Source organism: Paenibacillus sp. OAE614 (assembly GCF_040546645.1).
Classification (GTDB): Bacteria; Bacillota; Bacilli; order Paenibacillales; family Paenibacillaceae; genus Paenibacillus_AQ; species Paenibacillus_AQ favisporus.
The window spans coordinates 7,048,726-7,074,347 of the sequence record NZ_JBEPOD010000001.1 but is presented as its reverse complement, the minus strand read 5'-3'; the positions used below and the strand labels follow the sequence as shown (position 1 = coordinate 7,074,347).

The following is a 25,622-nucleotide window of genomic DNA, read 5'->3' as shown; positions in this document are numbered from 1 at the left end:
AGACGCGGATGAACGGGAATGGACGTAATGAACTGCAAGCTGCAGCACCGGTATCGACACAAGAACTGACGCTCGTGAATAAGGATACACAAGAATTGGACCCCAGCTTTGTAGTGGGTCTGGGTGCATCAGCCGGCGGACTGGAAGCATTGGAGACTTTCTTTGACCAAATGCCGACAGACACGGGGATGGCCTTCATTGTCGTTCAGCACCTTTCTCCGGATTACAAAAGCCTGATGGACGAGATTTTGCGCAAATACACTTCCATGCCCATTCGCGAAGCCAAGCACGGCATGAAAATCAACGCGAATCATATTTATTTGACCCCTCCACGTAAAATCCTCACCGTTATGGAAGGACGTCTGCAGCTGACCGATTCCATTCCGCCTGCAGCCCTGCACCTGCCGATCGATATGTTTTTCCGCTCACTTGCCATGACTTACGGCACCAAAGCCGTAGCCGTGATTATGTCCGGGACCGGCACCGACGGTTCACGGGGAATATATGACATTAAGGAAGCCGGGGGACTCGTCATTGTTCAAGACAGTCAATCGGCTAAATTTGACGGGATGCCCAGCAGTGCGAGGCTGTCAGGCAACGCCGATGTCGTGCTGGCCCCCAAAGAAATGACAGAGAGGCTAATGCAGCACGTGCATGGCGCAGAATACGAGAGCATGGCGATGGTCCGGGAATCCATAACGACCGAGCAATACATTCAGCTTATTTTTGAGAAAATCCGCCAAGACTGCGGCGTGGATTTTACCTATTACAAACGAAACAGCGTGCTGCGGCGGATCGAACGGCGGATGGCCATCCATAACGCCCCCTCCATGGCGGCTTACATGACTTATTTGGAGGAACACCGCGAAGAGTTGCAGGCACTGCGGAAGGATCTTCTGATCGGCGTCACCAATTTCTTCCGGGATCCCGAGGCGTTCCACACCATTTATGACAAGGTGCTCCCGGAAATTTTCGAGCGCAAAAGCCTCTCCAAGGAAATCCGCGTATGGGTGGCGGGGTGCTCAACAGGCGAGGAGGCCTACTCGATAGCGATGCTGCTGCGCAAATATACGGATACGCTGGACGAACCGTATCTGATTAAAATTTTCGCTACCGATCTGGACAAGGAATCCATTGAATACGCCAGCCAGGGCATCTATACACAAAGCAGCATCAGCCATCTTTCGGAAGAAGACCAGGAGCGTTTCTTTAATAAAGACGACGATATGTTCCAGGTGAGCATAGACATCCGCAAGATGGTCGTGTTCGCTCCGCAAAACATTATCAAGGACCCTCCGTTCCGGAATCTTGACCTGATCACCTGCCGAAACATGCTGATCTACCTCCAGCCGGAAATGCAGCAGAAAGTGCTGTCCCTGTTTCATTTTGCGCTGAATCCGGACGGCTTCCTGTTTCTCGGGCCAAGCGAAACGATCGGGCGATTTGCGGGACAGTTCGATTTTGTGGACCGGCGCTGGAACATTTTCTCGCACAAGAACGGTAAAGGCGAAACGGAATCGCGGCTGTTTTCACTCGAAGGACGGATTTCGCAGACCCAGTCCTACCGCAAAACCACGCCTCCCCCGGCTGCCGTCCGCGACCCGGCATCGCCTAAGCGTCTGGACGATCTGCAGGGGGCGCTGGTCGAGGAGCATATTCCGCCCGGCATGATCGTGGACCAGAATAATGATGTCATTCACCTGAATGGAGCGATCAACGATTATCTCATGCTGGTCCAGGGTAAACCCAGCTGGAACTTGTACAAATTGATCGACCCGAACGTATCTGTCGCTGTATCGGCTGCCATCCAGAAAGTACGGCAGGAGCGGCGCGGCGTCGTCTACCACTCGCTCAGCATCGGCACCAACGCCGGCGAAGCGGTGGTGGACCTGCACATTCGGCCGTTCTCGCTGAAGAATAAAGCGTTCGATAAATACGTGCTTATCCTGTTCATGGACCCCCAGGAGCCGGAGGCCGCCGCGCAAATGGTTTTGGAGCCGTTCGAAATCGACCGCAACGTCAGCTCCCGGATCATCGAGCTGGAGCAGGCTCTCCTGAGGGCCGAGGAATCGCTTCAAGCCACCGTCGAGGAGCTCGAGACGTCCAACGAGGAGCTGCAGGCGACCAACGAGGAGCTGCAGGCGAAGAACGAGGAGCTGCAGGCGAAGAACGAAGAGCTGGTGGCCGCGAACGAGGAGCTGCAGACGTCCAACGAAGAGCTGCAATCCGTGAATGAGGAACTGGTGACCGTCAACACGGAATACCAGTTTAAAATCCAGGAGCTCACCGACGTGAACAACGACATGAACAATTTTCTGGTCAGCACGCGCATCGGCACCATTTTTCTGGACAAACGGATGTGCATCCGCCGCTTTACTCCGGCCATCACGAAGGAGATCAACCTGCTGGAGGTCGATTACGGCAGGCCGATCGAGCACATCTCCCACCATTTTAAATACGATACGCTGGTGGCCGATGCGAAGCAGGTGCTGCAAACGCTCGTTCCTTTTGAGAAAGAAATCCAGAGCCAGGACGGCACCTGGTACAGCATGCGCATCCTGCCGTACCGTACGGAGCAGAATTTCATCAGCGGGGTCGTGCTGACGTTCGTGAACATCACGGATCTCAAGGCGGTAAATGAAGAGCTGACCAAGCTCAGCTACGCCGTCGAGCAAAGCCCGAGCATAACCGTCATCACCGACGTCGGCGGGTCGATTGAGTACGTGAATCCGAAGTTTACCGAGATTACTGGGTTCAGCCTGTCCGAGTCGCGGGGAAACAGCCTGAAGGCTTTTTGCAAGACGTCCGAGGGGAGTCCCACGGTCGATCTGATCATGGAGACGGCCAAAAACTGCGGTATCTGGAAAGGCGAGCTGAACAGCACCAAGAAGAACGGGGAATTGTACTGGGAATCGGTGAAGCTCATTCCGATTAAGGACAAGAAGGGCGAGATCATTCACTTCGTCAAACTGTCCGAGGATATCAGCGAGCGCAAGCAGGCGGAGGAGATGCTCCGCAAGACCGAAATGCTGTCAGCCGTCGGCCAGCTGGCTGCAGGCATCGCCCACGAAATCCGCAATCCGCTGACCGCGCTGAAGGGCTTCACGAAGCTGATGTCCAACAAAGGGACGGGCAACGACTCCTATATAGGGATCATGCTGAACGAGCTGAACCGCATCGAGCAGATCGTCAGCGAGCTGTTAGTGCTGGCGAAGCCGCAGGCGGTCGATTTTGTCCAAATGGACCTGGAGCCCATCCTGCATGACGTCATCATGCTGCTGGAATCGCAGGCCAACATGAACAACGTGGAGATGAACATCGACCTGAAGCCGGGCATGAGGGTGGTCTGCGTCGAGAACCAGCTCAAGCAGGTATTCATCAACGTGCTGAAAAATGCGATTGAAGCGATGCCGCGCGGCGGCGAGGTGAACATCCAGGCCAGCCTGAGCGACAACCACAACATCATCGTGCGGTTTGCCGACAACGGCTCCGGCATTCCGGAGAGCAAGCTGGCGAAGCTGGGCGAGCCGTTCTATTCGACGAAGGATAAGGGAACGGGCCTCGGCCTAATGGTCAGCTACAAAATCATCGAAAATCACCAGGGATCGATCCGTTTTGAAAGCGTTGAAGGCGAAGGAACGACGGTCACCATCACGATTCCGGGCGTAGCGTAAGGGGACGTGTGGCTGGCAGCCTCAACCTGAGCATAAAAAAAGAGGGGGACAAAACCCCCTCTTTGTTGTGATTATTGAAATGTGTGTACATGCAGCAGCTGGTGGCACTAAAGCGCTGCGTTAAACCGTTTGCTCAGGGCACCCGTGTGCCCGCGGCTTGCTATCACGCCTGAGCACACTTGCCCGCTGCACGGTTCACCAGCCACGTGATTCCTTCCGCTCTCGCATACCCGCGAGCCCCCGGCTGCAGGCCTTACTCCTTCGGCTCGCCCGCGGCTTCCCATTTCGCAATCTCCTCACGCACGAGCGGCGCCACCTCGGTTCCGAGCAGCTCAATAGCTCGCATCACGAAATGATGCGGCATAGAGCCGACCGGCACGTGCAGCATAAAGCGCGTGACGCCCACATTTTTGCGGAGATGGATGATCTTCCGGGCGACCGTCTCCGGATCGCCGACGTACAGCGCGCCTTCGAAGCTGCGGGCGTTGTCGAAGCTGTTGCGGTCATAATGGCCCCAGCCCCGCTCCCGTCCCAGCACATTCATGCTGTACTGGGTGGAAGGGAAGAACAGGTCGGCGGCCTTCTCCGTATTCTCGGCGATAAAGCCGTGCGAATGGGAGCCCACCGCCAGCTTCGACACGTCGTGGCCCGCGTGGGCAGCCGCCCGCTTGTACAGCTCCACCAGCGGCGCAAACTGCGTCGGTCTGCCTCCGATAATGGCCAGCACCAGCGGCAGGCCCAAGAGGCCGGCACGGATGACCGACTCCTGGTTGCCTCCGCTGCCGATCCAGACGGGCAGCGGATCCTGAACCGGGCGCGGATACACGCCAAGGTTGTGAATCGCCGGGCGGTGGCGGCCCTCCCAGGTCACCTTTTCCGAAGACCGGATTTTGAGCAGCAGCTCCAGCTTCTCGTCAAACAGCTCGTCGTAATCGTTCAGATCGTATCCGAACAGCGGGAACGATTCGATAAAGGACCCCCGGCCCGCCATAATTTCGGCGCGTCCGTTCGATATCCCGTCGACCGTGGCAAAATCCTGAAAGACGCGCACCGGGTCGGCTGATGACAGCACCGTGACCGCGCTGCTGAGCCGGATTCGCCGGGTCTGCGGCGCAGCTGCCGCCAGCACGAGCGCCGGCGAGGACGCGGCATAGTCCTTCCGGTGATGCTCGCCTACTCCGAATACGTCCAGCCCCACCTGATCGGCAAGCACAATTTCCTCCACTACTTCGCGCAGACGCTGCGCGTGGCTGATGACCTCACCCGTCTCTACGTCCGGTGTCGTTTCCACAAAGGTACTGATGCCTATTTCCATGGGATCCCCCTAGTTCAATAGATTGGTATACTCTAACCGACCACCGCAGCGGCCCATTTTTTCTTAATTGCGTATATCTTTATATTGAACTATTTTCTGGTCCATTTCAAGCCTTCCCGCAAAAATCCCCATTCGCCTTCCTGCTCCATCCCCGGTCAACGCGCGACGGTTCTAAAATACCGATACACCCGGTCCAGCTTCGCCTCATGCTTGCCCTTGGGACTTTCCATATTTCCGAACTCAAAAAATTTGACCCGCTTGATGCCCACGAACCGGAACAGTGCCTTCCGCATCAGCACTTTGTGTGCATTATTCAGCCACAACAGAGGATATAGCGCTGGCCCTTTCATGGAGGAGATGCATACGACCGATCTGCCCTTCAACAGCCCTTCCGGCAGCAGCCCTCCCTTGTCCCTGTAAGCGAAGCCCGAAGCAAACATCTGGTCGATGAATCCGAGCAGCATGGCCGGCGGCCGGCCCCACCAAATCGGGTAGACCAGGACGATTTTATCCGCCCACAGCAGCATCTTCCGATACTTCTCCAGCGCTGGGTCCGTGTGCATATCCCGTCTCCGTTTGGTCTCATTGAAGATCAGAACCGGATTAAAGCCCTCTTCATAGAGGTCGAGCGTCCGGATTTGCGAAACCGCCGGATTCTCACGGCTGCCTTCCAATACTTTCTGCAGAAACGAGTAACTTAAGCTTTGATGATTCGGATGCGTGTAAATGACCAGTACCTTCATCGTGCCACCCCATTTACTTATCATTTGATAACCAAATCCTACCACGCCGGCAATTTAGTTGTCAAATGATAATTGTTTATTGATAATAATTTTGATATGTTCGTGTTGAAGAGGTGGTGACATCATGGATGAAAATAAGCTTTTTGACAAGTTGATTGCTTTTACTGCAGCCGTACATCAGGTCAAGCACGAAATGACTCAAGGCATCAAACCCGAGGGTATTACGCCGGTCCAGTACAGCATGCTCGAATACATCGCCGTAAGCCAGCCGGTGACCTTGAGCCAAATCAGTGACTGCCAGCAGATGTCCATGCCGAATACGAGCCGGGAAATCAAGAAGCTGTGCGATAAGCATTTGTGTGAAAAATACGATGATCCCAGTGACCGGCGCAAACAGTACGTCCGCCTGACCGGCGAAGGGGAGCGTGTGATGAAAGAGGCCTTCGGCCACATCGGCGCGCGGTTCCTCACCCGGCTGCAGGACGCTTCCGAGAAGGACCTTCAGCAGATCATTCATGCGATGGACGTGCTGCACTCCCGGGTATTTTATACGGATAAATGATGATGTGACGCGAAAAAGGCGCCTGTTTCCAGGCACCTTTTATAAACGAAGTATATGTTCTCGGCAAGTCTGCTGCCTCCTGCCTTACCCTTTAATCCGCTCAGCCGCTTCCTGTAGGGCTTGAACTACCTTGTCGCACCAGCTGTCGAACTCAGGATCCTCGGTCTGGTGCTCCGGATGGGCCAGAATATACTGCACCGTCTCCTTAATACCCTGATCCACCCGTGTGGTCGCCACAAAATCGGGAACGAGCCGCTTCAATTTGGCATTGTTAAAGACAACCGTATTGGCCTTATCTCCCAGCAGGCTGCCTCTGAAATCCTCCTTGCTGCAGGCATCAAGGAACTCGGATGCAACATGGACCGCATTCAGCTTCACGCCCAGAGCGTCGGCGATGATCTCGTAAATCTGGTTCCAGGTGACCGATTCATCCGATGTAATGTGCACGGACTCGCCGATCGCATGGATGTTGCCCATCAGGCCGATAAAGCCCTTGGCAAAATCCCGGTTATGCGTCATCGTCCACAGCGACGTACCGTCTCCATGAATAATGACGGGCTTGTTCTCCAGCATCCGTTTCGCCACCTGCCAGCTGCCCTTGCTTCCGTGTACGCCAAGCGGTATCGAGCGCTCGTCGTACGTATGGCTAGGCCTTACGATGGTGACCGGAAAGCCCTGCTCGCGGTACTGCTTCATCAGGTAATCCTCGCAGGCGATCTTGTTCCGGGAATACTCCCAGTATGGATTGGATAGCGGAGTTCCTTCGGTGATGAGGTAATCGGATAAAGGCGACTGGTATGCCGAAGCCGAGCTGATGAACATAAACTGCTTCGTACGGTCCTTGAACAGGCGGTAATCCCGCTCCAAATGCTCCGGCACAAAGGCGATAAAGTCGGCCACGACGTCAAACTGGAGATCGGCGATCAGGCCGGCCACCTGCTCCTCGTCGTGAATATCGGCCTGGATGATATGAGCCCCTTCCGGCAGGGCATCATTCCGGTGTCCGCGGTTCAGCAGGTACAGCTCGCAGCCCTGCGCCAGCAGCTGCTTCGTAATGGCGGTACTGATCGTTCCCGTTCCTCCAATAAATAGCGCTTTCATAAAAAGACACCTCCATCAAGATGGTCTAGAAACTTTTGGATTCCTTAAGCCCATCCTAACGATAACACGGGAAGGCCTGCCAGACAATCAAGAGAAGTAACGATGTAGGCTCTTTTTCATCTCCGCTTTCCGTGCGGCAAACTGTTTGTGCCGATGGCCGTTGGCCCCCGAAGGGTGGGGAAAGCCCCATAGGCACTGCCCGGCGTCCAGCACTCCCTGCTCGGCCAGAAGCCGGAGGATGCTTTCCACGGCTATTCCAAGCGGAATGATGAAGGGGCGATCTGGAAAAACGCTCAGCTCTTCGGTGATACTGGCTAGAGCCATGTCCCTTAGGCTTGGAGTCCCGAGCAGGCTCGGGCGGCTGCCGTTGTAATTGGCCCGGTTGACAAAGACGGGATAGCGGAGTACCGAACTGGTATGCAGCAGCTCGCGCTCCGCGCCAAATAAAGCTTCACTCGTGCGGAGCCCCAAATACTCCGGCATCCTCAACTCGTCCAGCATGGAGATCAAGTTACCCCGCAGACTGCCGGCAAAGCTGGCCGCCTCCTTCGCCTTCCGGCACACCGCCTCATCGCCCAACCCTTGATCCATGGCATGCCGCACCGCTTCATAAGCGATTCTCATCTGTGTAAAGCCCGGGGTCAAACCCACGATAAATAGGCCCGCGGATGAATGAACATAATCATTATGCGGAGCGTAAAATGTCTCTACAAGGCCATCTGCCGATAGACGCAGTTCCGGAATCAGAAGGTCCTCCCGGGTGAGCCGCCCGTCTGCCGGCAGTGACCGAATGGCGCATCGGAACGTGCTCAAGGCGCTTGATAACAGCAATATCATCTCTCCTGTCGTTCTGTTTCGCGGGGATATGTTCGCGTGCAGCGCATACCTGATCCCAATCGTTTTCGGAAGCGGCTCCCCCGCTTGTTATCCTTATCCTTGCCCCGCCAATTAGGACCCATCCCCTGCGATCACCTCCAGCGAGTTCCCCAGGGACTGCAGCAGGTTGCCGGCGACCATCATGTCGTTCACTTCTTTGCTCGATGCAGAGCTTCTCAATCTGGCGGTTAGTTCTGCCTGTGCGGCATTGGCAATCGCCTGCATCGCATTACCGATAAGCTGCAGCTTCTCTCCTTCCTGCTGCTGCTTTTTGCGGGATGAGAGCACTTTCGTCTGGCCAATGGCTGCAACGTTGGTCCCCCAAGCCTGAAGCCAGGCAAACGCCGCAAGCTGCTCCTGAATCTTCCTTTGTTTTGCCATCTTTGAGCCCATCGTATCCCTTCTTTCAATCTACAATCTACTATGAAAGGTATCTGCTGCTATAACATACGCTTCTCTAGCACGGCCCGCCGATGGCGTATGTCCTTCCCGATGCGGCGCCTGTCCGATTTCTAAGGAAAAAGAGGCTTGTCACATGGACAAGCCTCCTGCAAGTTCTAATATTGTCTTACCGATTCTTATCCATCTCCGCCTGCTCATAGCGCCGGGCGAACCAGGTGGCCAGGAGCGAGCCGGAAATGTTGTGCCACACGCTGAATATTGCGCTCGGCACGGCGGCGACGGGGTTGAAATGAGCCGCGGCGAGCGTCGCCCCCAGGCCCGAATTCTGCATACCGGTCTCAAACAAGACCGCTTTGCGTTTGCTCAGGTTCATGCGGAAGAGCTTGGCAAACAAATAGCCAAGGGCATACCCGAGCAGGTTGTGAAGAATGACGACCGCAAAAATCAGCAAACCGCTTTCGATGATTTTGGTGCGGCTGCCGGCCACGACGATCGCTACAATCAGCACAATGGCCAGGGTGGAGACGAGCGGGAGTGCCTGAGCGCTGGCTTCCGCCTGCTTTTTAAACAGGGACTTAACGATAACCCCGAGCACGATCGGCAGAATGACCACCATCAGAATGTCCTTGATGAGCGCACCGGCATCGACCGGCATCCAGCGGCCGGCCAGCAGGCTGATCAGCGCGGGTGTAGCCAGCGGTGCGATAATGGTAGACACGGAAGCGATGGATACCCCCAGCGCAACATCTCCTTTCGCCAGCAGCGTCATCACATTGGACGAGGTACCGCTCGGGCAGCATCCGACGAGGATAACGCCAACGGCGATATCCGGCGGCAGGTTTAGCACCAGCGCCAAAACATAGGCCAGCAGCGGCATAATGATGAAATGGCCAACCACGCCGATCAGCACTTCGAGCGGCCTGCGGAAAACTTCGCGAAAGTCGGCGGAGGATAAGGTCAGCCCCATGCCGAACATGACGATTCCCAAAAAGATCGAAATGTAGCCCTTTAACGGGATAAAGACATCAGGTAAAAAAAAGCCCAGACAAGCAAACAGAATGACCCAAACCGAAAACGTGCCACCGACAACCTTGCTCACTTTTGCAACAGCATTCATCTCTCCGAACCTCACTTCTTGTGTAATAAAAATCATTCTACGACAAAAGCTGTGAATCGTCTACGAATTCCGGAGAATTGGAGAGGGTTACTGTTGCAGGAATGTACTGGGCAAGGCGCCTTCATTTTTTTGTATAGCGTGTAACGAATCCTGTTGATCGGGGTCTTATAACTGACAAGGAGGTGAATCGCCTGGAGGATCTTCAACAAATCTACGATCAATATTTTCAAGAGGTATACCGTTTTGTACTCTCGCTCTGTCGGGATGAACATATTGCCGAAGAGATCACCCAAGAGACGTTCTATAAAGCGCTCAAGCGGATCGACACCTTTCAGGGGACATGCAAGATCAGCGTATGGCTGTGCCAAATCGCGAAGAATACATATTTCTCGTACTGGGAAGGGCAAAAGCGGTATCCGCGTGCTGAACCGGAGACAGATCCCGTGAGCCAGCTGAATGTGGAACACAAGGTTATCCTGGATTCGGAAGCGCTGCGGATTCACCGCATTTTGCACGAACTCGGGGAGCCCTATAAAGAAGTATTTACGCTAAGAGTATTTGGCGAATTACCCTTTGCGGACATTTGCAGCATATTCGGCAAGACGGAGAGCTGGGCCCGAGTGACTTTTCACCGGGCTAAACAGAAAATTCAGGATCGCTATCAAGAGGAGGAACAATGAACAAACCTTCTATATCATGCCATGTAATTCAAGACCTGCTGCCGTTATATCACGACGAGGTATGCAGTCCAAATACCCGCGAGCTGGTCGAAGACCATATCGGGCTATGCCAGGAGTGCCGAGCTGCTTTAGACAAATTGGGGGACGAGCTGATGCTGGGTACAGACGCCACCCGCGAACACCAAACTCAGGCAAGCAGCCTACGCCGGATCGCCGCGTACTGGAACCGCTCCAAGGCTGTCGCTTTTATTAAGGGACTAGTCATTGCTACCGCTGTTTGCGGGGTGCTATTCGGAGGCTACCTGTTATTAACCGGTTGGAACATCCGGAGCGTGCCTACCAAAGTGATCGAGGTTACCGACGTTGGCCTGATGAAAAACGGAACCATCGCGTATCACGTCAAAATGACCGATGGCTATAACGTGAAGCAAGTCAGCTATCATCTCGATGAGAACGGAAATTTTTATATGACTCCCCTTCGCCCTGTCATCAAATCGAAGGCCTTTGCCGATATCGGCCTGGCGAATACGTATTACCGGATCAACCTCGACGAGCAAAAAGCAAATCATGACCCTAACGGCACCGGAACTGGGATCCAAGCGGTTTATTTGGGCACCCCGGAGGATCATATTCTCATTTGGAAGAAGGGCATGACGCTGCCACCCGCCAGTGAGGCGGCAGAGGACCAGCTAGCTTCGGACGAATGATATCCATGGCATAGAAACAAGCCGTCCCTCCCTGGGATGAACGGCTTGAACAGCTCTTTATATCAAAGTATGACCGCCCTCAACATGAAGAACCGTTCCCGTGACGAACGAGTTCTGAATGAGAAAAAGCACGCCTTGTGCGACTTCCTCCGCCGTGCCAACGCGCTGCACCGGGAGCTTGCCTCCAACTGCCGCATAGAACTCACGGCGGGCCTCATCCGGCATTTGGCTGCGGGAAGGCGTATCAATAATCCCCGGCGATACGATGTTTACCCGGAGAGGAGCCAGCTCCAGGGCAAGCGTCTGGCCTAGATTAGAGACTGCCGCATTGACGGCGCCAAGCACTGACGAACCGGGCATAGTTTTGTAGGCGACGACTCCGGAGAACAGCGTTATGCTGCCTTTGGACCTGATGTGCGGAGCCCCATATTTCGCTGCGTAATACTGTCCCCAGAATTTGTTGTCAAACAGTTTCCGAGCCTGCGCGGTCTCCGTGTGGAGGAAAGGGCCGCCGGATGTTTCCGCTGCGGTAACGATCAGATGATCGAATGGGCCTACGCCTTCAAAGAAGGACCGCACCTCCTCTTCCCCGGTGATATCCAGCATGTAACCTTCGGCCGCTGGCCCCAAATCCTCTTTTGCCTTTTGCAGTTTTTCCCCGGAACGGCTGGCAATAACCACTTCGGCTCCGGCATCTGAGAGCAATTTGGCCGTCTCCAATCCGATGCCTGAGCTGCCGCCAATAATTACAGCTTTTTGATGATGTAAGTTTAACATAGGGGTGCCTCCTAGAATGAATTTTATTTAGATGGTCTGCAGCGCCTCTCTTAGATGAGCATCCAGTTTCAATAAAAACAAATCGATCTTCGGATGTTTAATGACGTCGTAACAAGCGAAGCTCTTTAATCCTTGCATGCCCAGAAATTCGTGTGCCCGATGAAGATGCGCCAGCACCTCATCCAAGCCGGCCCCTCCGAAAAATTGGCTGGTGTCCTGAAATGCCGACTCTGGCGCATTCCAGGTCGTGGACAACATGTACTTTTTACCGGTTAACAATCCACCCCGTCCATAGGTGTCAGCCCCCTTGAAAAACAAGCCGTAGGCATAAACTTCGTCCATATAGGTCTTAAAAAGCCCTGGAACGCTGAACCAATAAATCGGGGTCTGGTAAATAACCAGATCCGCCCACAAAAACTTGGTTCTCTCCTCCTCAATGGTATAACCTTCCTGAATGATGGTCGTCTGCACAGCATAATCTTGCTCCTGTAGTATCCCCGCCATGTGATCAAACAGCGTTCGGTTCAATCTCCCCTCCGACGACCGGTATGATTGATGACCGTTAATCATCAGTACATTCTTCACGCCGCACCCTCTTCCTTTTGTCTGAGTTCAAGCCTGTTCCGCTTTCTTGGCTATTATAACGATATTAATTTCCCTAAAGGAAGTAGTGTATTTATTTTCATATAGTTTCCGAAAGTATAGTTTTTTGATATGATGGGATAAAATAGTTTAACAATGAAAGGATGATCCCATGCCGCTGAATGAACCGGTGGAGCTCACCAAAGGAACGCCGGGAGAACTCTGCCCCATCGCCAAAACGCTCGACGTCATCGGGACTAAATGGACGTTTCTGATCATCCGGGACCTGCTGATCGAGGGAACCCTTCGCTTCAGCGACCTGCAAAGATCGCTGGAAGGCATCAGCCCCAAAACTCTTGCCCTACGCCTTAGAGAGCTTGAACATCACGGCGTTATAGCAAGAAAGGTGTACCCCGAAGTCCCTCCGCGCGTTGAATATTCGCTGACGGAGAAGGGAAGCCGCCTGGAGCATATCTTTATCGAGTTAAAAAGGTTTGGGTTGACACTGTAGCTGGTGAAGCTTCAAAGTTCGTTCTTCCAACGAAAAAAAGCCTCCTTCATCAAGGAAGCCTTCCATTCAGTTCGTTATAGTGGGTCGTCTGATTCCGTCCATGCTTCTTGGACGCATAAAGCGCCTCGTCGGCCTTTTTCAGCAGCGTGGCCTCCGTGTCCCCGGCGGAAGCGGTCGCCACTCCCACACTGACCGTAATCCGCCCGACCGGCCAGTCCGCCTTCTCCGCTGCGGCCCGAAGCCGCTCTGCCCGCTCCGAGGCTTCCGGCGCATCGGTATCCGGCAGAATGAGCACGAATTCCTCGCCGCCCAGCCTTGCCGGAATATCCCCCTCCCGGGAGCAAGCCGTCAGCACTTCCCCTAGCCGGACCAGCACTTCATCCCCGGCAGGATGACCCCACGTATCATTCACCTGTTTAAAATGATCGATATCGAGAATGGCCAGGGAGAGAGGCCGGCCCGATTCAGGTTCGCCTGACAGGCGGCTGTCCAGCTGTTCCTGGAAGTACCGCCTGTTCTTGAGCCCGGTCAGCTTGTCCGTCACCGACAGCTCCACCAGTACCGCGTTCATCTCCACAAGCTGGGCCTGCTTATGTTCGATTTCCTGATGGATCCGCTGCAGCTCTTCGAGCGCCTGATCCTTTTTCCAATATGCTTCCTCCATTTGCTTCTTGGCGGCGCGCAGCTCCTGTTCATAATCGAGGCGCTTCTTCATCTGCACCAGAATGCAGTCAATCGTCTCTACCCCGTCCTGCTCAAACCGTCTGCCGTTCAGAATGAAGGGAACCGCTTGCCCCCTGCCGTTCTTTAAACTGATAAACAGCTCATTCACATGGCCGTCCAGGTGAATGTACGGGTAGAAATACGAGTGAAAAATCAGCTTGTTGGCCGTGGACATGATCGATTCGATATGCCTGCCCACCAGGTCCTCCTCCCGGTATTCCATCATATCCAGAAAGGTTTGGTTCACATCCACGACCGAACCTTCACGGGTGATGGAGACATAACCACAGGGAGCGTAGTTTAACCGGTTATCCATGTATCCTGTAATCCTTTCCATACTCGGTGCTCAGGAGAGCCCCGGTGCCGCCAAATATTCCCGAATGACGGCAATCGTCTCCTTCGGGTGGCTGATATGCGGATAATGACCCTTGGCCTCCATCAGCCGGAAGGTGCTGTTCCTTAAATGCCGGTGCAAATACGCGCCGACTTCGATCGGCACTACGCTGTCTTCCGAGCACTGCATAATGAGGGCCGGAACCGATGCCTGCGGCAGATCCTGCCGGTGATCCGACATAAACGTCACCCCGGCGAATTCCCTGGCAATGACCGGGTCGGCCGAGATAAAGCTCCGCTCCAGCTCCTGGCTGAGCTTCGGGCGTTCCGGGTTGTTCATGGCCAGCGGAGCCATGAAGCTGGCCCATCCAGCAAAATTCATCTCCATCATGTCCAGCAGCTCGGTAATATCCTCCGGATCAAAGCCGCCGAAGTAATCCACATCATTTAAATACCTTGGTGACGGACCGATCATCACCAGCCTATCAAAGCAGTCCGGACGCTCCAACGAAGCAAGCATGCCGATCATGGCACTGACCGAATGCCCGATGAACGTTACCTTGTCCAGCTTTAGCGCATCTATAATATCCAGCACGTCCTGCATATAGCCGCGGAGCGTGCCGTATTTTTCAGACGTGTACGCCGTCAGATCCGACTTGCCTGAACCGACGTAATCGAAAAGCACGATGCGGTACTGGTCTTCGAATGCAGGCAGAATATACTGCCACATGCTCTGGTCACAGCCAAATCCATGGGCAAAAAGCAGCGTCCGCACGCCCTCTCCGATCACGTTCACATGATTCCGATTCACGACATCAACCATCACCGTATCCCCTATTCTGTCCCATTGGCTTATCTCCCCATTGTGAAGGGAGCCCCGGTAAATTTCAAGCAAATGATGGAAAAGATGCCAGGTTAAATACAGGATATCCACTTAGAGCATAACCATTTCATATATTTACCAATGCTGAAGAACAAAACCAATCGCCCTCCCTCTCGTCCAACTATACAGGGACTTCTTGGTAAAGATACCCGCCGGGAGTCCCTGTTCCTATGCCGGTTCATCATCCACGAACCGTCAATCCAGTTGAAACAAGGTGATGATAACATGATGAGAAAAAAAGGGGCGGTTCTTGCCGGCCTGGCCGCTGCCATGATCGCAGGCACGTCGGTCTATGCGGATGCCGCTCCGGCATCCTCCAAGCCGATCGCCGTCTATCTGGACGGCCAGCAGCTGCAGACCGAAGTGCAGCCGCTGAATGTCGGCGGCACGGTACTCGTGCCGATGCGCGGCCTCTTTGAGCGCCAAGGGGCCAAGCTGGCGTGGGATAATGCCACGAAGACGCTGAAGGCCACCAAGGGAGGCACCACGCTGACCTACCGGATCGGCGAACATACCGCAAACCTGAACGGACAAGCCCTCGAAGTGACGGTGCCCGGCCAAATCTCCGGCGGATATTCCCTCGTGCCGCTGCGCTTTGTGAGCGAAGCGCTGGGCAGCGAGGTCGCTTGGCAGCCGGATGCGCACACGGTACGGATTACTTCCAAAGTTTCGCTTGAGACTTCGATCCGCTGGGGCGTGAACCTGCGGAGCAAGCCGGATTCAGCGAGCGATGCGACGTCACTCGGCATGCTTGCCGCCGGACAGAAGGTGCATGTCATCCGCGAGATGAACGCCCTCTGGCTGGAAGTGGAGACGGAAAACCACCAAACGGGATACATATCGGCCAAGCCGAAATATACCGACTATGCCAGCGCCTCGCTTGCCGACATGCAGGCGGACGAGCTGATCGCTTACGGTAAGAAGTTCCTCGGCACTCCTTACGAATTTGGGGCTTCTCCGGACCAGACGAAGACATTCGACTGCTCTTCCTTCGTCAAGCGGGTTTACGAGGATGTGCTGTCGGTCGAGCTGCCCCGCGTGTCCTACGACCAGGCGAAGGCCGGCAAGGAAGTGTCCTTAAGCGATCTGCGCAAAGGGGACCTGCTGTTCTTCAGCGCCCGCGGGCTGGATATCGGCCATGTTGGCATTTATATGGGCAATAATCAAATTCTGCACACGTACTCCAAAGAGCTCGGCGTTCACGTCGAAGCCTTTGACGGCCAGTGGAAAAAACGGTTCGTCACGGCGCGCCGGATTCTGTAACCCGGATCGCAGGCTGAAACCGGTGGATGTCGGTAGTCCATACCCGGTTGTATCAACACACAAAAAAGGGGAGTTTCCCAGGTTCATCGACCCGGGAAACTCCCCTTTTACATTTCGTATTATTTTCCTTGCGCCCACATAGATTCCATTTCCTCCAGGGACTTTCCTTTGGTTTCCGGTACCGCGCGCCAAGTGAACACGAGGCAAATCAGCGACATGACGCCGAAGATCCAGAAGGTAGCCGCCGGACCTGCCGAAGACAGCATCGGTGGGAAGGCTTGGGATACGACGTAGTCGGCGATCCACAAAGCCATCGACGCAATGGCCGTCGCGATGCCGCGGACCCGGTTCGGGAAGATCTCCGAAATGAGGACCCACACCACCGGTCCGAGCGAGATTGCAAAAGCAGCTACGTAAATCAGAATAAAGATCAGGACAAGCGGGCCGGAGGTATGTCCGGTTTGGAACGCCGTTCCGATGACGGCCAGACAGATCAGCATCGCGGCCGATCCGACCAGCATCAACGCTTTCCGCCCCACTTTATCGATCAGCCAAACGGCCAGGATCGTAAGCAGGAGATTGATCACGCCGACAAAGATCGTTTGAATAAGCGCCGCGTTCGTGCCGGCACCGGTCTCTTTAAAGATCTCCGGCGCATAATACATGACCGCATTGATGCCGGTCACCTGCTGCAGAATCGCCAGTCCGACGCCGACGATCAGCGCCATGCGCAGCCCCGGGCTGAACAGCTGGCGGAACGATCCTTTTTCCTGGCTAAACGACTCCTTGATATCCCGCACTTCCTGCTTCGCCAGCTCTTCGCCGTGAATTTTGAGCAGGATCGGCAGCGCTGCGGCTGCCCGGCCTTGCTTGATCAGCCATCTTGGGCTTTCCGGCACGAAGAACAGCAGCACAAGGAACAGTGCGCCTGGAATGACGCCGAAGCCAAACATCCAGCGCCAGGCACTCGACACGTCCCAAGCGTCGTCACCCATGCCGGCGATCCACAGATTGATGAAGTATACGAGCGAAATTCCTGTAACCGTTGCCAGTTGGTTTAATGCGACGAGGCGGCCACGGTATTTGGCCGGGGCGATCTCCGCATTATACAGCGGACACAAGGTGGATGTAATGCCGATGCCAACGCCGCCGATCATCCGGGCGATGATAAACCCGCTGAACGTATTCGGTATGGCCGAGCCAATGGATCCGATGATAAAAAGAAGCGCTGCCGCAATGATGACTTTTTTCCGGCCGAACTTGTCGCTCAGCATGCCGGAGAACAGGGCTCCAGGGATACAGCCGATGATCAAGCTGGAAACCGCCCAGCCTGTCTGGAAATCGTTCAGGTTAAAGCGCTTTTCCATGAAACCGATGGCGCCCGATACAACAGCTGTATCAAAACCAAACAGCAAACCGCCTAAAGCAGCTACGATGGACACCAGCGTCACGAACTTCATGCTGATCTTCTGGTTATCCTGCTCGCTGCTATGTTCCAAAGTAATAGAGCTCATATATTATCCCTTCCATGTCATTAATTTGGATAGAATGACCTAAAGTTCAATGCAACACTTCTTTAGTTCAATCTATTTGGATCGATGAAATCCAAGAAATCATCACTAAAAGCCTACATCCATTGTAACATGGGGGACCTTTGCATCCGCTTTCGATTCCCTTCACTTATTTGCGGTAGATCAGCATAAAATCGCTCCGTCATTCGCCTGTTAAGCCTGGACTAGCACAAATTCGGCTTGCATCACAAATAAGTCCATGCCCGCATGCGGCATGGACTTTTGTCTCTCATTGGTGCTGCACTCTGTAGTCGGACGGCGTGAGGCCCGTCACTTTTTTGAATACCCGGCTGAAATAATTCGGATCCTTATACCCCACCTGGTAACAGACCTCCTTCATGCTGTACCGGCCGTCTTTCATCAGCTCCTTGGCTTTGTCGATCCGCAGCCGGGTCACGTAGTCGATAAAGGTTTCCCCGGTCTGCTGTTTGAATACCTTGCTGAAATAGTAAGGATTCAAGTGGACATGCTCCGCCACATCCTCGAGCGACAGCTCCTCCTGAAATCGGCCCCTGATATACAGCACCGCCCGGTCCAGCATATTAGTGGTCCGCTGCTCCCGTTCTTCACGGATTTGGCGGATCGCCAATTCAACATAGGCGCTCTCTCCGGCATCGCTGGATCCGTTGATCAGCTTCTCTGCATGCGTTCCGCCGGCGCCCGAAGCCTGCACAAGGTCTTCAAAGCGGCAGATGCCGCTCCCTTCCTGATCATACCTGGAGGCGAAAACCGCCTCGTAATAAGACCGCTTGATTCCTTCCGCCCGATTCTGGACGGTTCCGATGCCGACCGGCACGGCCATCCCGCACTGCTCCCTCAGCACATCAGCCAGCCGTGTGCCGAGCTCACGGGCGCCTTCGGCCAGCGCCGAGTCGCCAGTCTGCCTCGTCCCCAGCAGGAACAGGGCCATATGGCTGTGAATGAGCGAGCTGACGACCGTGCCGTAGCCGTCTTTCGGAGCTGCGTGCGCCGCCGTTTTTACGGTGTCGTACACTTTTTTCTTGGCGTCCCCCATTTCGGACAGTCCCAGCACCAAAGAACAGCCTTTGTCGACCGGGAGCTGCAAAATATCGGCAAGATGGCCTGTCTCCGTCTCATTGACATGGCCCGACATCAGATGCAGCGCGATTTCCGTCTCGGCCAGCGGCAGCAGCTGAAAGAACTGCTCGCGCACCGCGAGCTCCTCATCGCGCTTGTGCTGCTCCTCCTCCAGCTCCTGCACCAGCCGGCTTAGCACGGCAACGATCTGCTCCCTTTTGGCCGGCTTGACCAGATACTCGTGCACGCCGAGGGTTATCGCCTGCTTGGCGTATTCAAAATTTTCATAAGCGGTGATGAGTACCATTTTGGCCTGCGGATTTTGGGCTTTAATCTCTTTTAATGCCTCCAGCCCCTGAATGCCCGGCATTCTCACGTCCATCATGACGATGTGCGGGCGGTGCTCTTCCGCCTTCTGTATGGCCATCCGGCCGTTCTCCGCATGGATCGTTTCAAACGTATCCGGCATCATCCGGTTCACAATCCATTCGATACCTTCCCGCTCCAGCGCTTCATCATCGGCGATCAGCAGACGATACATGGCCGTCCTCCTTTCGTGCGGCAGGGATGTTCAAAAAGACCGTCGTCCCCTTCCCGGGCTCGCTGACAATGTCAATCAAATCCTTTCTGTCATAAAACAGCTCCAGGCGCTTAAACACATTGCGGGTTCCGAGGCCCGTCGAGTGCCCTGCGGGGTGCCGGGCTTCTCCGCCTCCCTGATCTCGCAGCCGCGGTGCATCAGTATCCAGCAGCGACCGCCGGACCTCCTCGCTCATCCCGATCCCGTTATCGGAAATGGCAATCCGTGTCCCGCCCGGCACGGCAGAAACGGCAAGCCGAACCTCGGCCCCCTCTTCCATACCTTCGATGCCGTGCACGAACACGTTCTCCAGCAGCGGCTGCAGCGTGAGCACCGGCACGAGTACATCCAGAGCCTTCTCGTCGATATCCGTGACGAACCGGATGCGGTCGCGAAAGCGGGCCTGCTGAATCGTAAAATACTCCTTCGCGTGCTCCACCTCATCGCGGAGCGGCACGGGCCGGTCCAGCTGGCGCAGATTGTAACGCAGCAGATTGGACATCGTGACCGTGAGATCGCTCGTCTTCTCGGCCCCTTCGATCAGCGCCAGCTTGGACAGCACGTTCAGGGAATTGAACAGGAAGTGAGGATTGATCTGGTTTTGCAGCACCTCGAGCTCCAACTCCTTGACGAGCCGGTCCTTTTCCAGCCCTTCTTTTTCCTTGCGGATCAGTGATTTCAAATTGTCCTGCATCTGTACGAATGCCTCGGACAGAATCCGAAACTCGTCGCGGCTCTTCATCACCGGCGGTTTCACCCGCAGGTTGCCGTCCGAAATTTGCCGGGCTGTCCGGGCCAGCTGCCGGATCGGCCTGGTGATGCGGAGGGAAATCCAGTAGGCCAGCAGCACGCTGATCAACGTGCTGAATATAAACAAGGCGACGCCCCAGTGGTTCATCCGGTCGGTCTGCGTCAGAATGCTCCGGTAGAGGGGCTGATAATAGCTCAGCTCCTGGTCGATCAGCCGATACGCCTCTTCCTGGATGAAACCGGCCGTCTTCTCCGCCGCCGCATAGGAATTGGCGTACGCCAGCGGGGTCTTGCCGCTTAACGCCTGCAGGATGCCGGATTCCTGCGCAAGAAACGTCTCCAGCAGGTTGCGGTAGCTCCGTACGCTCAGCTCCGTGGTCGGAATGGCGTCCTGGGCGTTCAGTTCCGTCTGCAGCTTTCGCAGCTGACTCTGATGCTCCTGATAGATTTGCCGGCTCCGCTCGCTTCGGTCCGTCAGATACACATTGACGGCGCTTAAATTGCTGCGGGTCTCCGCATCGATTTGTTTGTATAGTAATACCCGGTCCAGCATCATATTATAGCTCTGCTGAACGGTTCGTCCGCTTTGAAAAATAAAAAACGATACCGCGTTCGTCAGGACAAACAAGGCAGGGATTACAATGAGCAGCATCCGGCGCATGTTCATGGGCCGGCCACCTCCAGCTTCAGCGCCGCCTTGTCCAAGACGCTCGTCGGGATAAAATGCTCGGCCGCAAAGGACTTGCCGTGAAAGTGCTCGTTCAGGAGGCCGATCGACCGGGCCCCCATTTCTTTCGGCGACTGCACAATGGACGCCGCGATTTCGCCCTGCTCGATCCCCTGCCGGGTCATGGCCAGGTCGTCAAAGCCGTATACGCGGATTCCCGTCCTGCCCGCAGCCTGGATGCCCTCGACGATTCCGGCCGCGTCCAGAGAACTGAAGCCGACGATCGTCTGGATATCCGGATGCTGCTTCAGCATCGCCTCGGCCTGCTTGGCCGCCCCGATCCGCGAGATGTTGGACGCGCGGACGTCCACAATAGCGTAGCCCGGGGCCGCCCAAATCACCGAGCGAAATCCTGCCAAGCGCAGCTGCATATTTTCGGCCCGTTCGCTTCCGATCATGACGCCGATCTTACCTTCGCCAGCCGCTTCCCTCAGCACCAATTCGCCCATTCGTTTTCCCGCTCCCAGGTTGTCGGTTCCCACATAAGCCAGGCGGGAGCTGCCTGGTTCGTCTGCATCCACAGTGATTACCGGGATCCCTTGCCCTGTGGCTCTTTGGATCAGCGCATCGTAGTCCGGATCCACGATTCCCTGCACGAGGATGCCGTCGGGTCCGGATGCAATCGCCCTTTCCAGCAGCCTCATCTGCTCGGCGGGATTGATGCGGATCGGGCCGGTATAATCAATCCGCATCCCCAGCTTGTCCGCCGCTTCCTCCGCCCCCTGCTCCATTTCCCGCCAGAACGGGTTGTCGAGCTCCTGGGCGATCAGCACGACATGCTTAACGGACGGATCGTCGGCCCGCTGTAGCCGGATCTGTCCGACCAAATCACCGATGGTCATGGACGCGAGGAAGAACCGGACCAGAATATACGCAAAAATGAGAACAAGAACAATCAGCCCGAAGGGCCAGATTCGTTTGAGCACGAGCATCCCTCCTTAGCCCAAATGAGATGTATACAACGTGATCGGACCTTTTTCGTAAATGCTTCCCGGCCCAATACAGCCCTATAATATTCATTTCTTTAGTTCATTCAATTTTTAGTATGCGGAAAACCAGCCGCCCCTATCATTGTTAAGACGTAAGTCCGGGAGGTTCCCATTACAACAGTATAGCATTTGAATGAAAAGCCGCTGAATTGTTTCCGAATATTTTCTGAACGATAATCGAGGGAACCTGGGAAATAAAAAAGATGGCCCCCATCTAAGGAGCCATCTACTTCTCAAGCTTGATTTATGGTTTCTTCGGCGCCAGCTCAACCGCCTGGCGGATCGCTTCCATCATGCTCTTCTCTTCCACGATCCCTTTTCCCGCAATGTCAAAGGCGGTGCCGTGGTCTACGCTTGTGCGGATAATCGGCAGGCCGACGGTGATGTTCACGCCTGCATCAAGGCCGAGCACCTTGACCGGTCCGTGGCCTTGGTCATGATACATGGCAACGACGATGTCGAAGTCGCCACGGACGGTGCGGAAGAACAGCGTGTCCGCAGGCAGCGGTCCGACGACGTTGATGCCCTCGTCCTGGGCGCGCTGCACGGCGGGCACGACCTTCTCCTCTTCCTCGCCGTAGCCGAACAGGCCGTTCTCGCCCGCATGCGGATTGATGCCGCAGACAGCAATGCGCGGCTGCGCGATGCCGGACTTCGTCAGTGTCTCATGCGCCAATTGGATGACGCGGTAAACACGCTCCGGATTGATCATTTTCACCGCATCGATCAAGCCGACGTGAGTGGTGACGTGGATCACCTTGAGGTTCGGCGCGGAGAGCATCATGGAAAACTCGCTCGTTCCCGTCAGATCGGCCAAAATTTCCGTATGCCCCGGGTATTTGTGGCCGCCTTTATGCAGGGCTTCCTTGTTCAGCGGAGCGGTGCAGATCGCGTCGATCTGCTGCTTCTTCGCCAAATCGATCGCTTTGGCTAAATACTCGAACGCCGCGTGGCCGGCTTCGGCCGACACCTGTCCAAGCGGAAGGTCTTCGCTAAGCAGATTCAGGTCAAGGCAGTAGACAGTGCCGTGCTCATAGTTCAGACTGCCGAGCTGGTCCTCAGTCACCGCTTCAACGTTCAGGCTGCTGTTGACATAAGCCTTGGCCCGGTTCAGAATTTTGGCATCCCCGATCACCAGCGGATGGCACAGGTCGTAAATCTCCTGGTTCTGCAGGCTCTTCAGAATAATTTCGGGTCCGACTCCGGCTCCGTCCCCCATCGTAATGCCAATGACAGCTTTGGTTTCGCTCATCTTCATTCATCCTCTCCACTCATATAGATCAACGCATTCATCAAAGAACGCTCGTTACCAAATCCTCCGGCCTTCGTTACGGCCCAGTACTCTCTTGTATCCGCTCCGCCGCGCAGCTTCCCGAGCGGAAGCCCGGCCTCCACTTCGGTGCAGAGCTGCATCTGGTTCATGTTCAGCTGATTGCATACCGCCTTGGCGGTATCGCCGCCGGTTAGAACCAGGCCGTTAATGTCCTCGTATGTGCCTAAAACCTCCCGGGCGATCGCCCCGAGCTCTCTGGAAATCGTCTCGCCGATTTCGGTTTTTCCGATGGAGAGTTCGGCTTCCAGCCGCCTCGTCGCTTCTCTATTGTTGACCGACGAATCGACAAACAATACAAAATGCTTCTTGTCCGCTTCCTTGGCCAAGGAAGCCATGACGTCCGGCATAGCGTACGTGCGCTTGATCAGCTCCACCGGGTCCAGCTCCACGAAGCAGGTGTCCGGCATCGACCGGACTTTCTCCAGCTGCTGCTTGGTCACCTGCGACAAGCTGGCGGACACGGTCAGCGTCTTGGCGACCCGGAGCCGGTCCTTCGGACGGTCAGCGGTTCGCTCCAGCTGAAGCGCCTCCGGCAGGTACTCGATCAGGCCGGCCGAACCGGCCCATACTGTCTTTTTACCCGCCCGGGCAAAAACCTCGGCGATTCCTTTCAAATCTTCATCCGTCGCCGCGTCGCATATAAACCAGGTCCGCCCCAGTGCGGTATGTTCCTCGATCGTCTGCATCAGCCGTTCCGCCGGCCCGTGCAGCTGCGCAAGGTCGATCAGGACGATGCTCTGCTGACCCGCATACGGCCGAAACAGATTTGCGATGAAGCTGTCCTTGACCGGCGTTTTGGGATCGCGACCGAATTCGGTCTCCGAGACGCGCTGCCCGTGGACATGCTGATAACCGTCAAGGGTTTGACGGTTCATCTTCGGATACGCCGGAGCAATCACGACCACTTCCGGCTGATGAACGGAAACGACGGCTGCCAGCTCGGCAGCCACGTTCCCCCGTAAGGTCGAGTCCATTTTTTTATATACTTGATGATACCCTTGCTGATAAAACAAAGTGCTTGCTTTAGAAACGTTGTCGTATGCTTCCTGCTCACCGGCAGCCCGGGTGTCCGTATCGATAATGGCAACATCCCCGTTCGGCTTGGCCGGAGCAGCTTGGGAATCGAGATACACGGTTGACGTGATCCCGATCTTGGACAGCTGCACGCCGGCATCGTTAGCTCCCGTCAAATCATCTGCGATAATGTACATATGCTGCATGTTGAACGACTCCCTTACTTGATTCCTTGTCCATGCCACTTACGCCTGTGAACTCCGCCGCTGCGCCCTTCTTGCGAACCAGGTCGTCAGAAGCGGGGTCAGAATCGCCGTCACAATGACGCATGCCGTTACCTGGAGCGTTGCATCCGCAGCAATGCTGCTGTAGCCGGAGTACACTGCGGCAACCGCCATCGGAACTGCCGAAGCGTTACCCGCTGTAGACGACGCCGCGATCCCGGCCACGCCGTCGCCGCCAGTCAAGCGGTCGATCAGGAACAGGACGATGCCCGTGATCACGACAACACCAATCCCCAGAATGACACCGGAGAATCCGGCTTTGACCACATTGGTTAGGTTAATGCCGGCGCCGATCGCAAGCGAGAAGAGCGGGATGATGACATCCTGTCCCTTGCTCAGAAACTCGCGCATCTTCTCGTCGAGGTTCCCGAGGATCATGCCGAGCAAAAGCGGCAGAAGGGCAAAGACAAATGCCATAATCGGGAAGCTGGCAAGGCCGGCGACACCGAGAATGAGCATCGTAAAGAACGGGCCGGATTCAAGCGACATGATCGAATACGCGGCGACGTCTTCCTTTTTCTTGCCGAGCTGTCCCATTAGCGCCATGTACAAGCCGCCGTTGGTGTCGGAGAATGCCGCGATGATGGCCAGAGCCGACAGCCCCAGGAACAGATTGTTCTGATCCGGGAAAATCGCTTTGATCAGCAGGGCGATCAGGAAGGTCGTACCGATTTTACCTACCCAAAGGCTGACGCCCTTCTTCAAAATGTAACCGGTTGCCTGAAACCGAATCGTCGATCCTAAGCAAATATAAAAGGCGGCAAGCAGCGCGGATGTACCGGTCAATAGACCGCCTGTAAACGAGCTCTTAAATTCCGGCATATCGAATACTTGCGGAAAGAACGTCCGAATCAGGGCGCCGATCAGCAATGGGATCAACATCATCCCGCCGGGGACTTTGTCAATGGCTGCCTTTATTTTCATGGCTGTGTCATCTCCTGTGTTGTAAATTTAAACAGTTCGTTTTGTAAAAGCGATTACATAAAACGATTACATCGATTATGATAAACGTTTACAAAAAATAATGCAACACTTTTTAGCTAAATAAAATTCATTTAACCAAAAGTGTTGCATATTTAAACAACAA

The 25,622-nt window shown here is 55.1% G+C and carries 23 protein-coding genes; 6 read left to right on the top strand and 17 right to left on the bottom strand.

The window, feature by feature from the left end:
* Nucleotides 1-8 precede the first annotated feature (8 nt).
* Nucleotides 9-3,674 (top strand): CheR family methyltransferase, encoded by a 3,666-nt coding sequence (locus tag ABIE48_RS32405; protein WP_192716838.1) that lies wholly within the window; start codon nt 9-11, stop codon nt 3,672-3,674.
* Nucleotides 3,675-3,927: 253 nt separating this feature from the next.
* Here ABIE48_RS32405 and ABIE48_RS32400 read toward each other — a convergent pair whose 3' ends face one another.
* Together ABIE48_RS32400 and ABIE48_RS32395 are read right to left on the bottom strand one after the other, a co-directional pair.
* On the bottom strand, nt 3,928-4,989 hold the full coding sequence (locus ABIE48_RS32400) for an LLM class flavin-dependent oxidoreductase (protein WP_192716839.1): 1,062 nt from the start codon (nt 4,987-4,989) through the stop codon (nt 3,928-3,930).
* Between the two features lie 155 nt (nt 4,990-5,144).
* Nucleotides 5,145-5,732, bottom strand: a complete 588-nt coding sequence (locus ABIE48_RS32395; protein ID WP_192716935.1) for an NAD(P)H-dependent oxidoreductase — start codon at nt 5,730-5,732, stop codon at nt 5,145-5,147.
* A 124-nt stretch (nt 5,733-5,856) separates the two neighbouring features.
* On the opposite strand from ABIE48_RS32395, the gene ABIE48_RS32390 reads away from it, so the two are divergent.
* Complete coding sequence (locus ABIE48_RS32390) at nt 5,857-6,294, top strand: MarR family winged helix-turn-helix transcriptional regulator (RefSeq protein ID WP_192716840.1); 438 nt, start codon at nt 5,857-5,859, stop codon at nt 6,292-6,294.
* A gap of 84 nt (nt 6,295-6,378) precedes the next feature.
* Here the strand turns inward: ABIE48_RS32390 and ABIE48_RS32385 are convergent, their stop codons facing one another.
* The 4 genes from ABIE48_RS32385 to ABIE48_RS32370 form a co-directional block, all read right to left on the bottom strand.
* Nucleotides 6,379-7,395 carry an SDR family oxidoreductase gene (locus ABIE48_RS32385; protein ID WP_163882115.1) on the bottom strand — a complete coding sequence of 339 codons (1,017 nt, stop codon included), beginning with the start codon at nt 7,393-7,395 and terminating at the stop codon, nt 6,379-6,381.
* Nucleotides 7,396-7,482: 87 nt separating this feature from the next.
* Entirely contained in the window at nt 7,483-8,226 is a 744-nt protein-coding gene (locus ABIE48_RS32380; protein ID WP_192716841.1) for a hypothetical protein, read from the bottom strand.
* Nucleotides 8,227-8,343: 117 nt separating this feature from the next.
* A complete protein-coding gene (locus ABIE48_RS32375) occupies nt 8,344-8,652 on the bottom strand; it encodes a DUF6944 family repetitive protein (protein WP_145027721.1) in 309 nt (102 codons plus the stop codon).
* A 187-nt stretch (nt 8,653-8,839) separates the two neighbouring features.
* Nucleotides 8,840-9,790 (bottom strand): bile acid:sodium symporter family protein, encoded by a 951-nt coding sequence (locus ABIE48_RS32370; protein ID WP_145027719.1) that lies wholly within the window; start codon nt 9,788-9,790, stop codon nt 8,840-8,842.
* A gap of 182 nt (nt 9,791-9,972) precedes the next feature.
* Between ABIE48_RS32370 and ABIE48_RS32365 the strand changes: the two genes are divergently transcribed.
* Nucleotides 9,973-10,470, top strand: a complete 498-nt coding sequence (locus ABIE48_RS32365; RefSeq protein ID WP_313958244.1) for an RNA polymerase sigma factor — start codon at nt 9,973-9,975, stop codon at nt 10,468-10,470.
* A complete protein-coding gene (locus tag ABIE48_RS32360) occupies nt 10,467-11,177 on the top strand; it encodes a zf-HC2 domain-containing protein (protein ID WP_145027717.1) in 711 nt (236 codons plus the stop codon). Before ABIE48_RS32365 ends, ABIE48_RS32360 begins: the two co-directional genes overlap by 4 nt.
* A 57-nt stretch (nt 11,178-11,234) precedes the next feature.
* Here ABIE48_RS32360 and ABIE48_RS32355 read toward each other — a convergent pair whose 3' ends face one another.
* Nucleotides 11,235-11,954: an SDR family oxidoreductase gene (locus ABIE48_RS32355; RefSeq protein ID WP_145027715.1), complete on the bottom strand. Its 720-nt coding sequence runs from the start codon at nt 11,952-11,954 to the stop codon at nt 11,235-11,237.
* A 27-nt stretch (nt 11,955-11,981) separates the two neighbouring features.
* Nucleotides 11,982-12,539: an NAD(P)H-dependent oxidoreductase gene (locus tag ABIE48_RS32350; protein WP_145027713.1), complete on the bottom strand. Its 558-nt coding sequence runs from the start codon at nt 12,537-12,539 to the stop codon at nt 11,982-11,984.
* 169 nt (nt 12,540-12,708) lie between these two features.
* On the opposite strand from ABIE48_RS32350, the gene ABIE48_RS32345 reads away from it, so the two are divergent.
* Nucleotides 12,709-13,047: a winged helix-turn-helix transcriptional regulator gene (locus ABIE48_RS32345; protein ID WP_145027711.1), complete on the top strand. Its 339-nt coding sequence runs from the start codon at nt 12,709-12,711 to the stop codon at nt 13,045-13,047.
* A gap of 49 nt (nt 13,048-13,096) precedes the next feature.
* On the opposite strand, the gene ABIE48_RS32340 is transcribed toward ABIE48_RS32345, so the two are convergent.
* On the bottom strand, nt 13,097-14,086 hold the full coding sequence (locus tag ABIE48_RS32340; protein ID WP_145027709.1) for a sensor domain-containing diguanylate cyclase: 990 nt from the start codon (nt 14,084-14,086) through the stop codon (nt 13,097-13,099).
* A 30-nt stretch (nt 14,087-14,116) separates the two neighbouring features.
* Nucleotides 14,117-14,926, bottom strand: coding sequence for an alpha/beta fold hydrolase (locus ABIE48_RS32335; protein ID WP_145027708.1), 810 nt, complete (start codon nt 14,924-14,926; stop codon nt 14,117-14,119).
* Nucleotides 14,927-15,211: 285 nt separating this feature from the next.
* Here ABIE48_RS32335 and ABIE48_RS32330 point away from each other — a divergent pair, with 285 nt between their 5' ends.
* Nucleotides 15,212-16,249 carry a C40 family peptidase gene (locus ABIE48_RS32330; protein ID WP_145027706.1) on the top strand — a complete coding sequence of 346 codons (1,038 nt, stop codon included), beginning with the start codon at nt 15,212-15,214 and terminating at the stop codon, nt 16,247-16,249.
* 119 nt (nt 16,250-16,368) lie between these two features.
* Here the strand turns inward: ABIE48_RS32330 and ABIE48_RS32325 are convergent, their stop codons facing one another.
* From ABIE48_RS32325 to ABIE48_RS32295, 7 genes are all read right to left on the bottom strand, one after another.
* Nucleotides 16,369-17,763, bottom strand: coding sequence for a sugar porter family MFS transporter (locus ABIE48_RS32325; RefSeq protein ID WP_192716842.1), 1,395 nt, complete (start codon nt 17,761-17,763; stop codon nt 16,369-16,371).
* Nucleotides 17,764-18,049: 286 nt separating this feature from the next.
* Nucleotides 18,050-19,399, bottom strand: a complete 1,350-nt coding sequence (locus tag ABIE48_RS32320) for an AraC family transcriptional regulator (protein WP_192716843.1) — start codon at nt 19,397-19,399, stop codon at nt 18,050-18,052.
* The gene (locus ABIE48_RS32315) at nt 19,374-20,855 is read right to left on the bottom strand and encodes a sensor histidine kinase (protein WP_192716844.1); all 1,482 of its coding nucleotides are present in this window, start codon (nt 20,853-20,855) and stop codon (nt 19,374-19,376) included. Before ABIE48_RS32315 ends, ABIE48_RS32320 begins: the two co-directional genes overlap by 26 nt.
* A complete protein-coding gene (locus ABIE48_RS32310; RefSeq protein ID WP_192716845.1) occupies nt 20,852-21,847 on the bottom strand; it encodes a substrate-binding domain-containing protein in 996 nt (331 codons plus the stop codon). Before ABIE48_RS32310 ends, ABIE48_RS32315 begins: the two co-directional genes overlap by 4 nt.
* Before the next feature lie 301 nt (nt 21,848-22,148).
* Nucleotides 22,149-23,156 (bottom strand): 4-hydroxythreonine-4-phosphate dehydrogenase PdxA, encoded by a 1,008-nt coding sequence (pdxA, locus tag ABIE48_RS32305; RefSeq protein ID WP_145027695.1) that lies wholly within the window; start codon nt 23,154-23,156, stop codon nt 22,149-22,151.
* Nucleotides 23,157-23,158: 2 nt separating this feature from the next.
* Entirely contained in the window at nt 23,159-24,457 is a 1,299-nt protein-coding gene (locus tag ABIE48_RS32300; protein ID WP_192716846.1) for a four-carbon acid sugar kinase family protein, read from the bottom strand.
* A gap of 39 nt (nt 24,458-24,496) precedes the next feature.
* A complete protein-coding gene (locus tag ABIE48_RS32295; RefSeq protein WP_192716847.1) occupies nt 24,497-25,459 on the bottom strand; it encodes a 2-keto-3-deoxygluconate permease in 963 nt (320 codons plus the stop codon).
* Nucleotides 25,460-25,622: the final 163 nt, after the last annotated feature.

What these genes read in the sequence shown, in the direction of transcription:
- ABIE48_RS32360 (WP_145027717.1), top strand. Translation starts at nt 10,467, where the DNA reads ATGAACAAACCTTCTATATCATGCCATGTAATTCAAGACCTGCTGCCG.
- ABIE48_RS32295 (WP_192716847.1), bottom strand. Translation starts at nt 25,459, where the DNA reads ATGAAAATAAAGGCAGCCATTGACAAAGTCCCCGGCGGGATGATGTTG.
- ABIE48_RS32335 (WP_145027708.1), bottom strand. Translation starts at nt 14,926, where the DNA reads ATGGTTGATGTCGTGAATCGGAATCATGTGAACGTGATCGGAGAGGGC.
- ABIE48_RS32370 (WP_145027719.1), bottom strand. Translation starts at nt 9,790, where the DNA reads ATGAATGCTGTTGCAAAAGTGAGCAAGGTTGTCGGTGGCACGTTTTCG.
- ABIE48_RS32315 (WP_192716844.1), bottom strand. Translation starts at nt 20,855, where the DNA reads ATGAACATGCGCCGGATGCTGCTCATTGTAATCCCTGCCTTGTTTGTC.
- ABIE48_RS32300 (WP_192716846.1), bottom strand. Translation starts at nt 24,457, where the DNA reads ATGCAGCATATGTACATTATCGCAGATGATTTGACGGGAGCTAACGAT.
- ABIE48_RS32390 (WP_192716840.1), top strand. Translation starts at nt 5,857, where the DNA reads ATGGATGAAAATAAGCTTTTTGACAAGTTGATTGCTTTTACTGCAGCC.
- ABIE48_RS32345 (WP_145027711.1), top strand. Translation starts at nt 12,709, where the DNA reads ATGCCGCTGAATGAACCGGTGGAGCTCACCAAAGGAACGCCGGGAGAA.
- ABIE48_RS32405 (WP_192716838.1), top strand. Translation starts at nt 9, where the DNA reads ATGAACGGGAATGGACGTAATGAACTGCAAGCTGCAGCACCGGTATCG.
- ABIE48_RS32340 (WP_145027709.1), bottom strand. Translation starts at nt 14,086, where the DNA reads ATGGATAACCGGTTAAACTACGCTCCCTGTGGTTATGTCTCCATCACC.
- ABIE48_RS32400 (WP_192716839.1), bottom strand. Translation starts at nt 4,989, where the DNA reads ATGGAAATAGGCATCAGTACCTTTGTGGAAACGACACCGGACGTAGAG.
- ABIE48_RS32320 (WP_192716843.1), bottom strand. Translation starts at nt 19,399, where the DNA reads ATGTATCGTCTGCTGATCGCCGATGATGAAGCGCTGGAGCGGGAAGGT.
- ABIE48_RS32385 (WP_163882115.1), bottom strand. Translation starts at nt 7,395, where the DNA reads ATGAAAGCGCTATTTATTGGAGGAACGGGAACGATCAGTACCGCCATT.
- ABIE48_RS32395 (WP_192716935.1), bottom strand. Translation starts at nt 5,732, where the DNA reads ATGAAGGTACTGGTCATTTACACGCATCCGAATCATCAAAGCTTAAGT.
- pdxA (WP_145027695.1), bottom strand. Translation starts at nt 23,156, where the DNA reads ATGAGCGAAACCAAAGCTGTCATTGGCATTACGATGGGGGACGGAGCC.
- ABIE48_RS32310 (WP_192716845.1), bottom strand. Translation starts at nt 21,847, where the DNA reads ATGCTCGTGCTCAAACGAATCTGGCCCTTCGGGCTGATTGTTCTTGTT.
- ABIE48_RS32330 (WP_145027706.1), top strand. Translation starts at nt 15,212, where the DNA reads ATGATGAGAAAAAAAGGGGCGGTTCTTGCCGGCCTGGCCGCTGCCATG.
- ABIE48_RS32325 (WP_192716842.1), bottom strand. Translation starts at nt 17,763, where the DNA reads ATGAGCTCTATTACTTTGGAACATAGCAGCGAGCAGGATAACCAGAAG.
- ABIE48_RS32355 (WP_145027715.1), bottom strand. Translation starts at nt 11,954, where the DNA reads ATGTTAAACTTACATCATCAAAAAGCTGTAATTATTGGCGGCAGCTCA.
- ABIE48_RS32375 (WP_145027721.1), bottom strand. Translation starts at nt 8,652, where the DNA reads ATGGCAAAACAAAGGAAGATTCAGGAGCAGCTTGCGGCGTTTGCCTGG.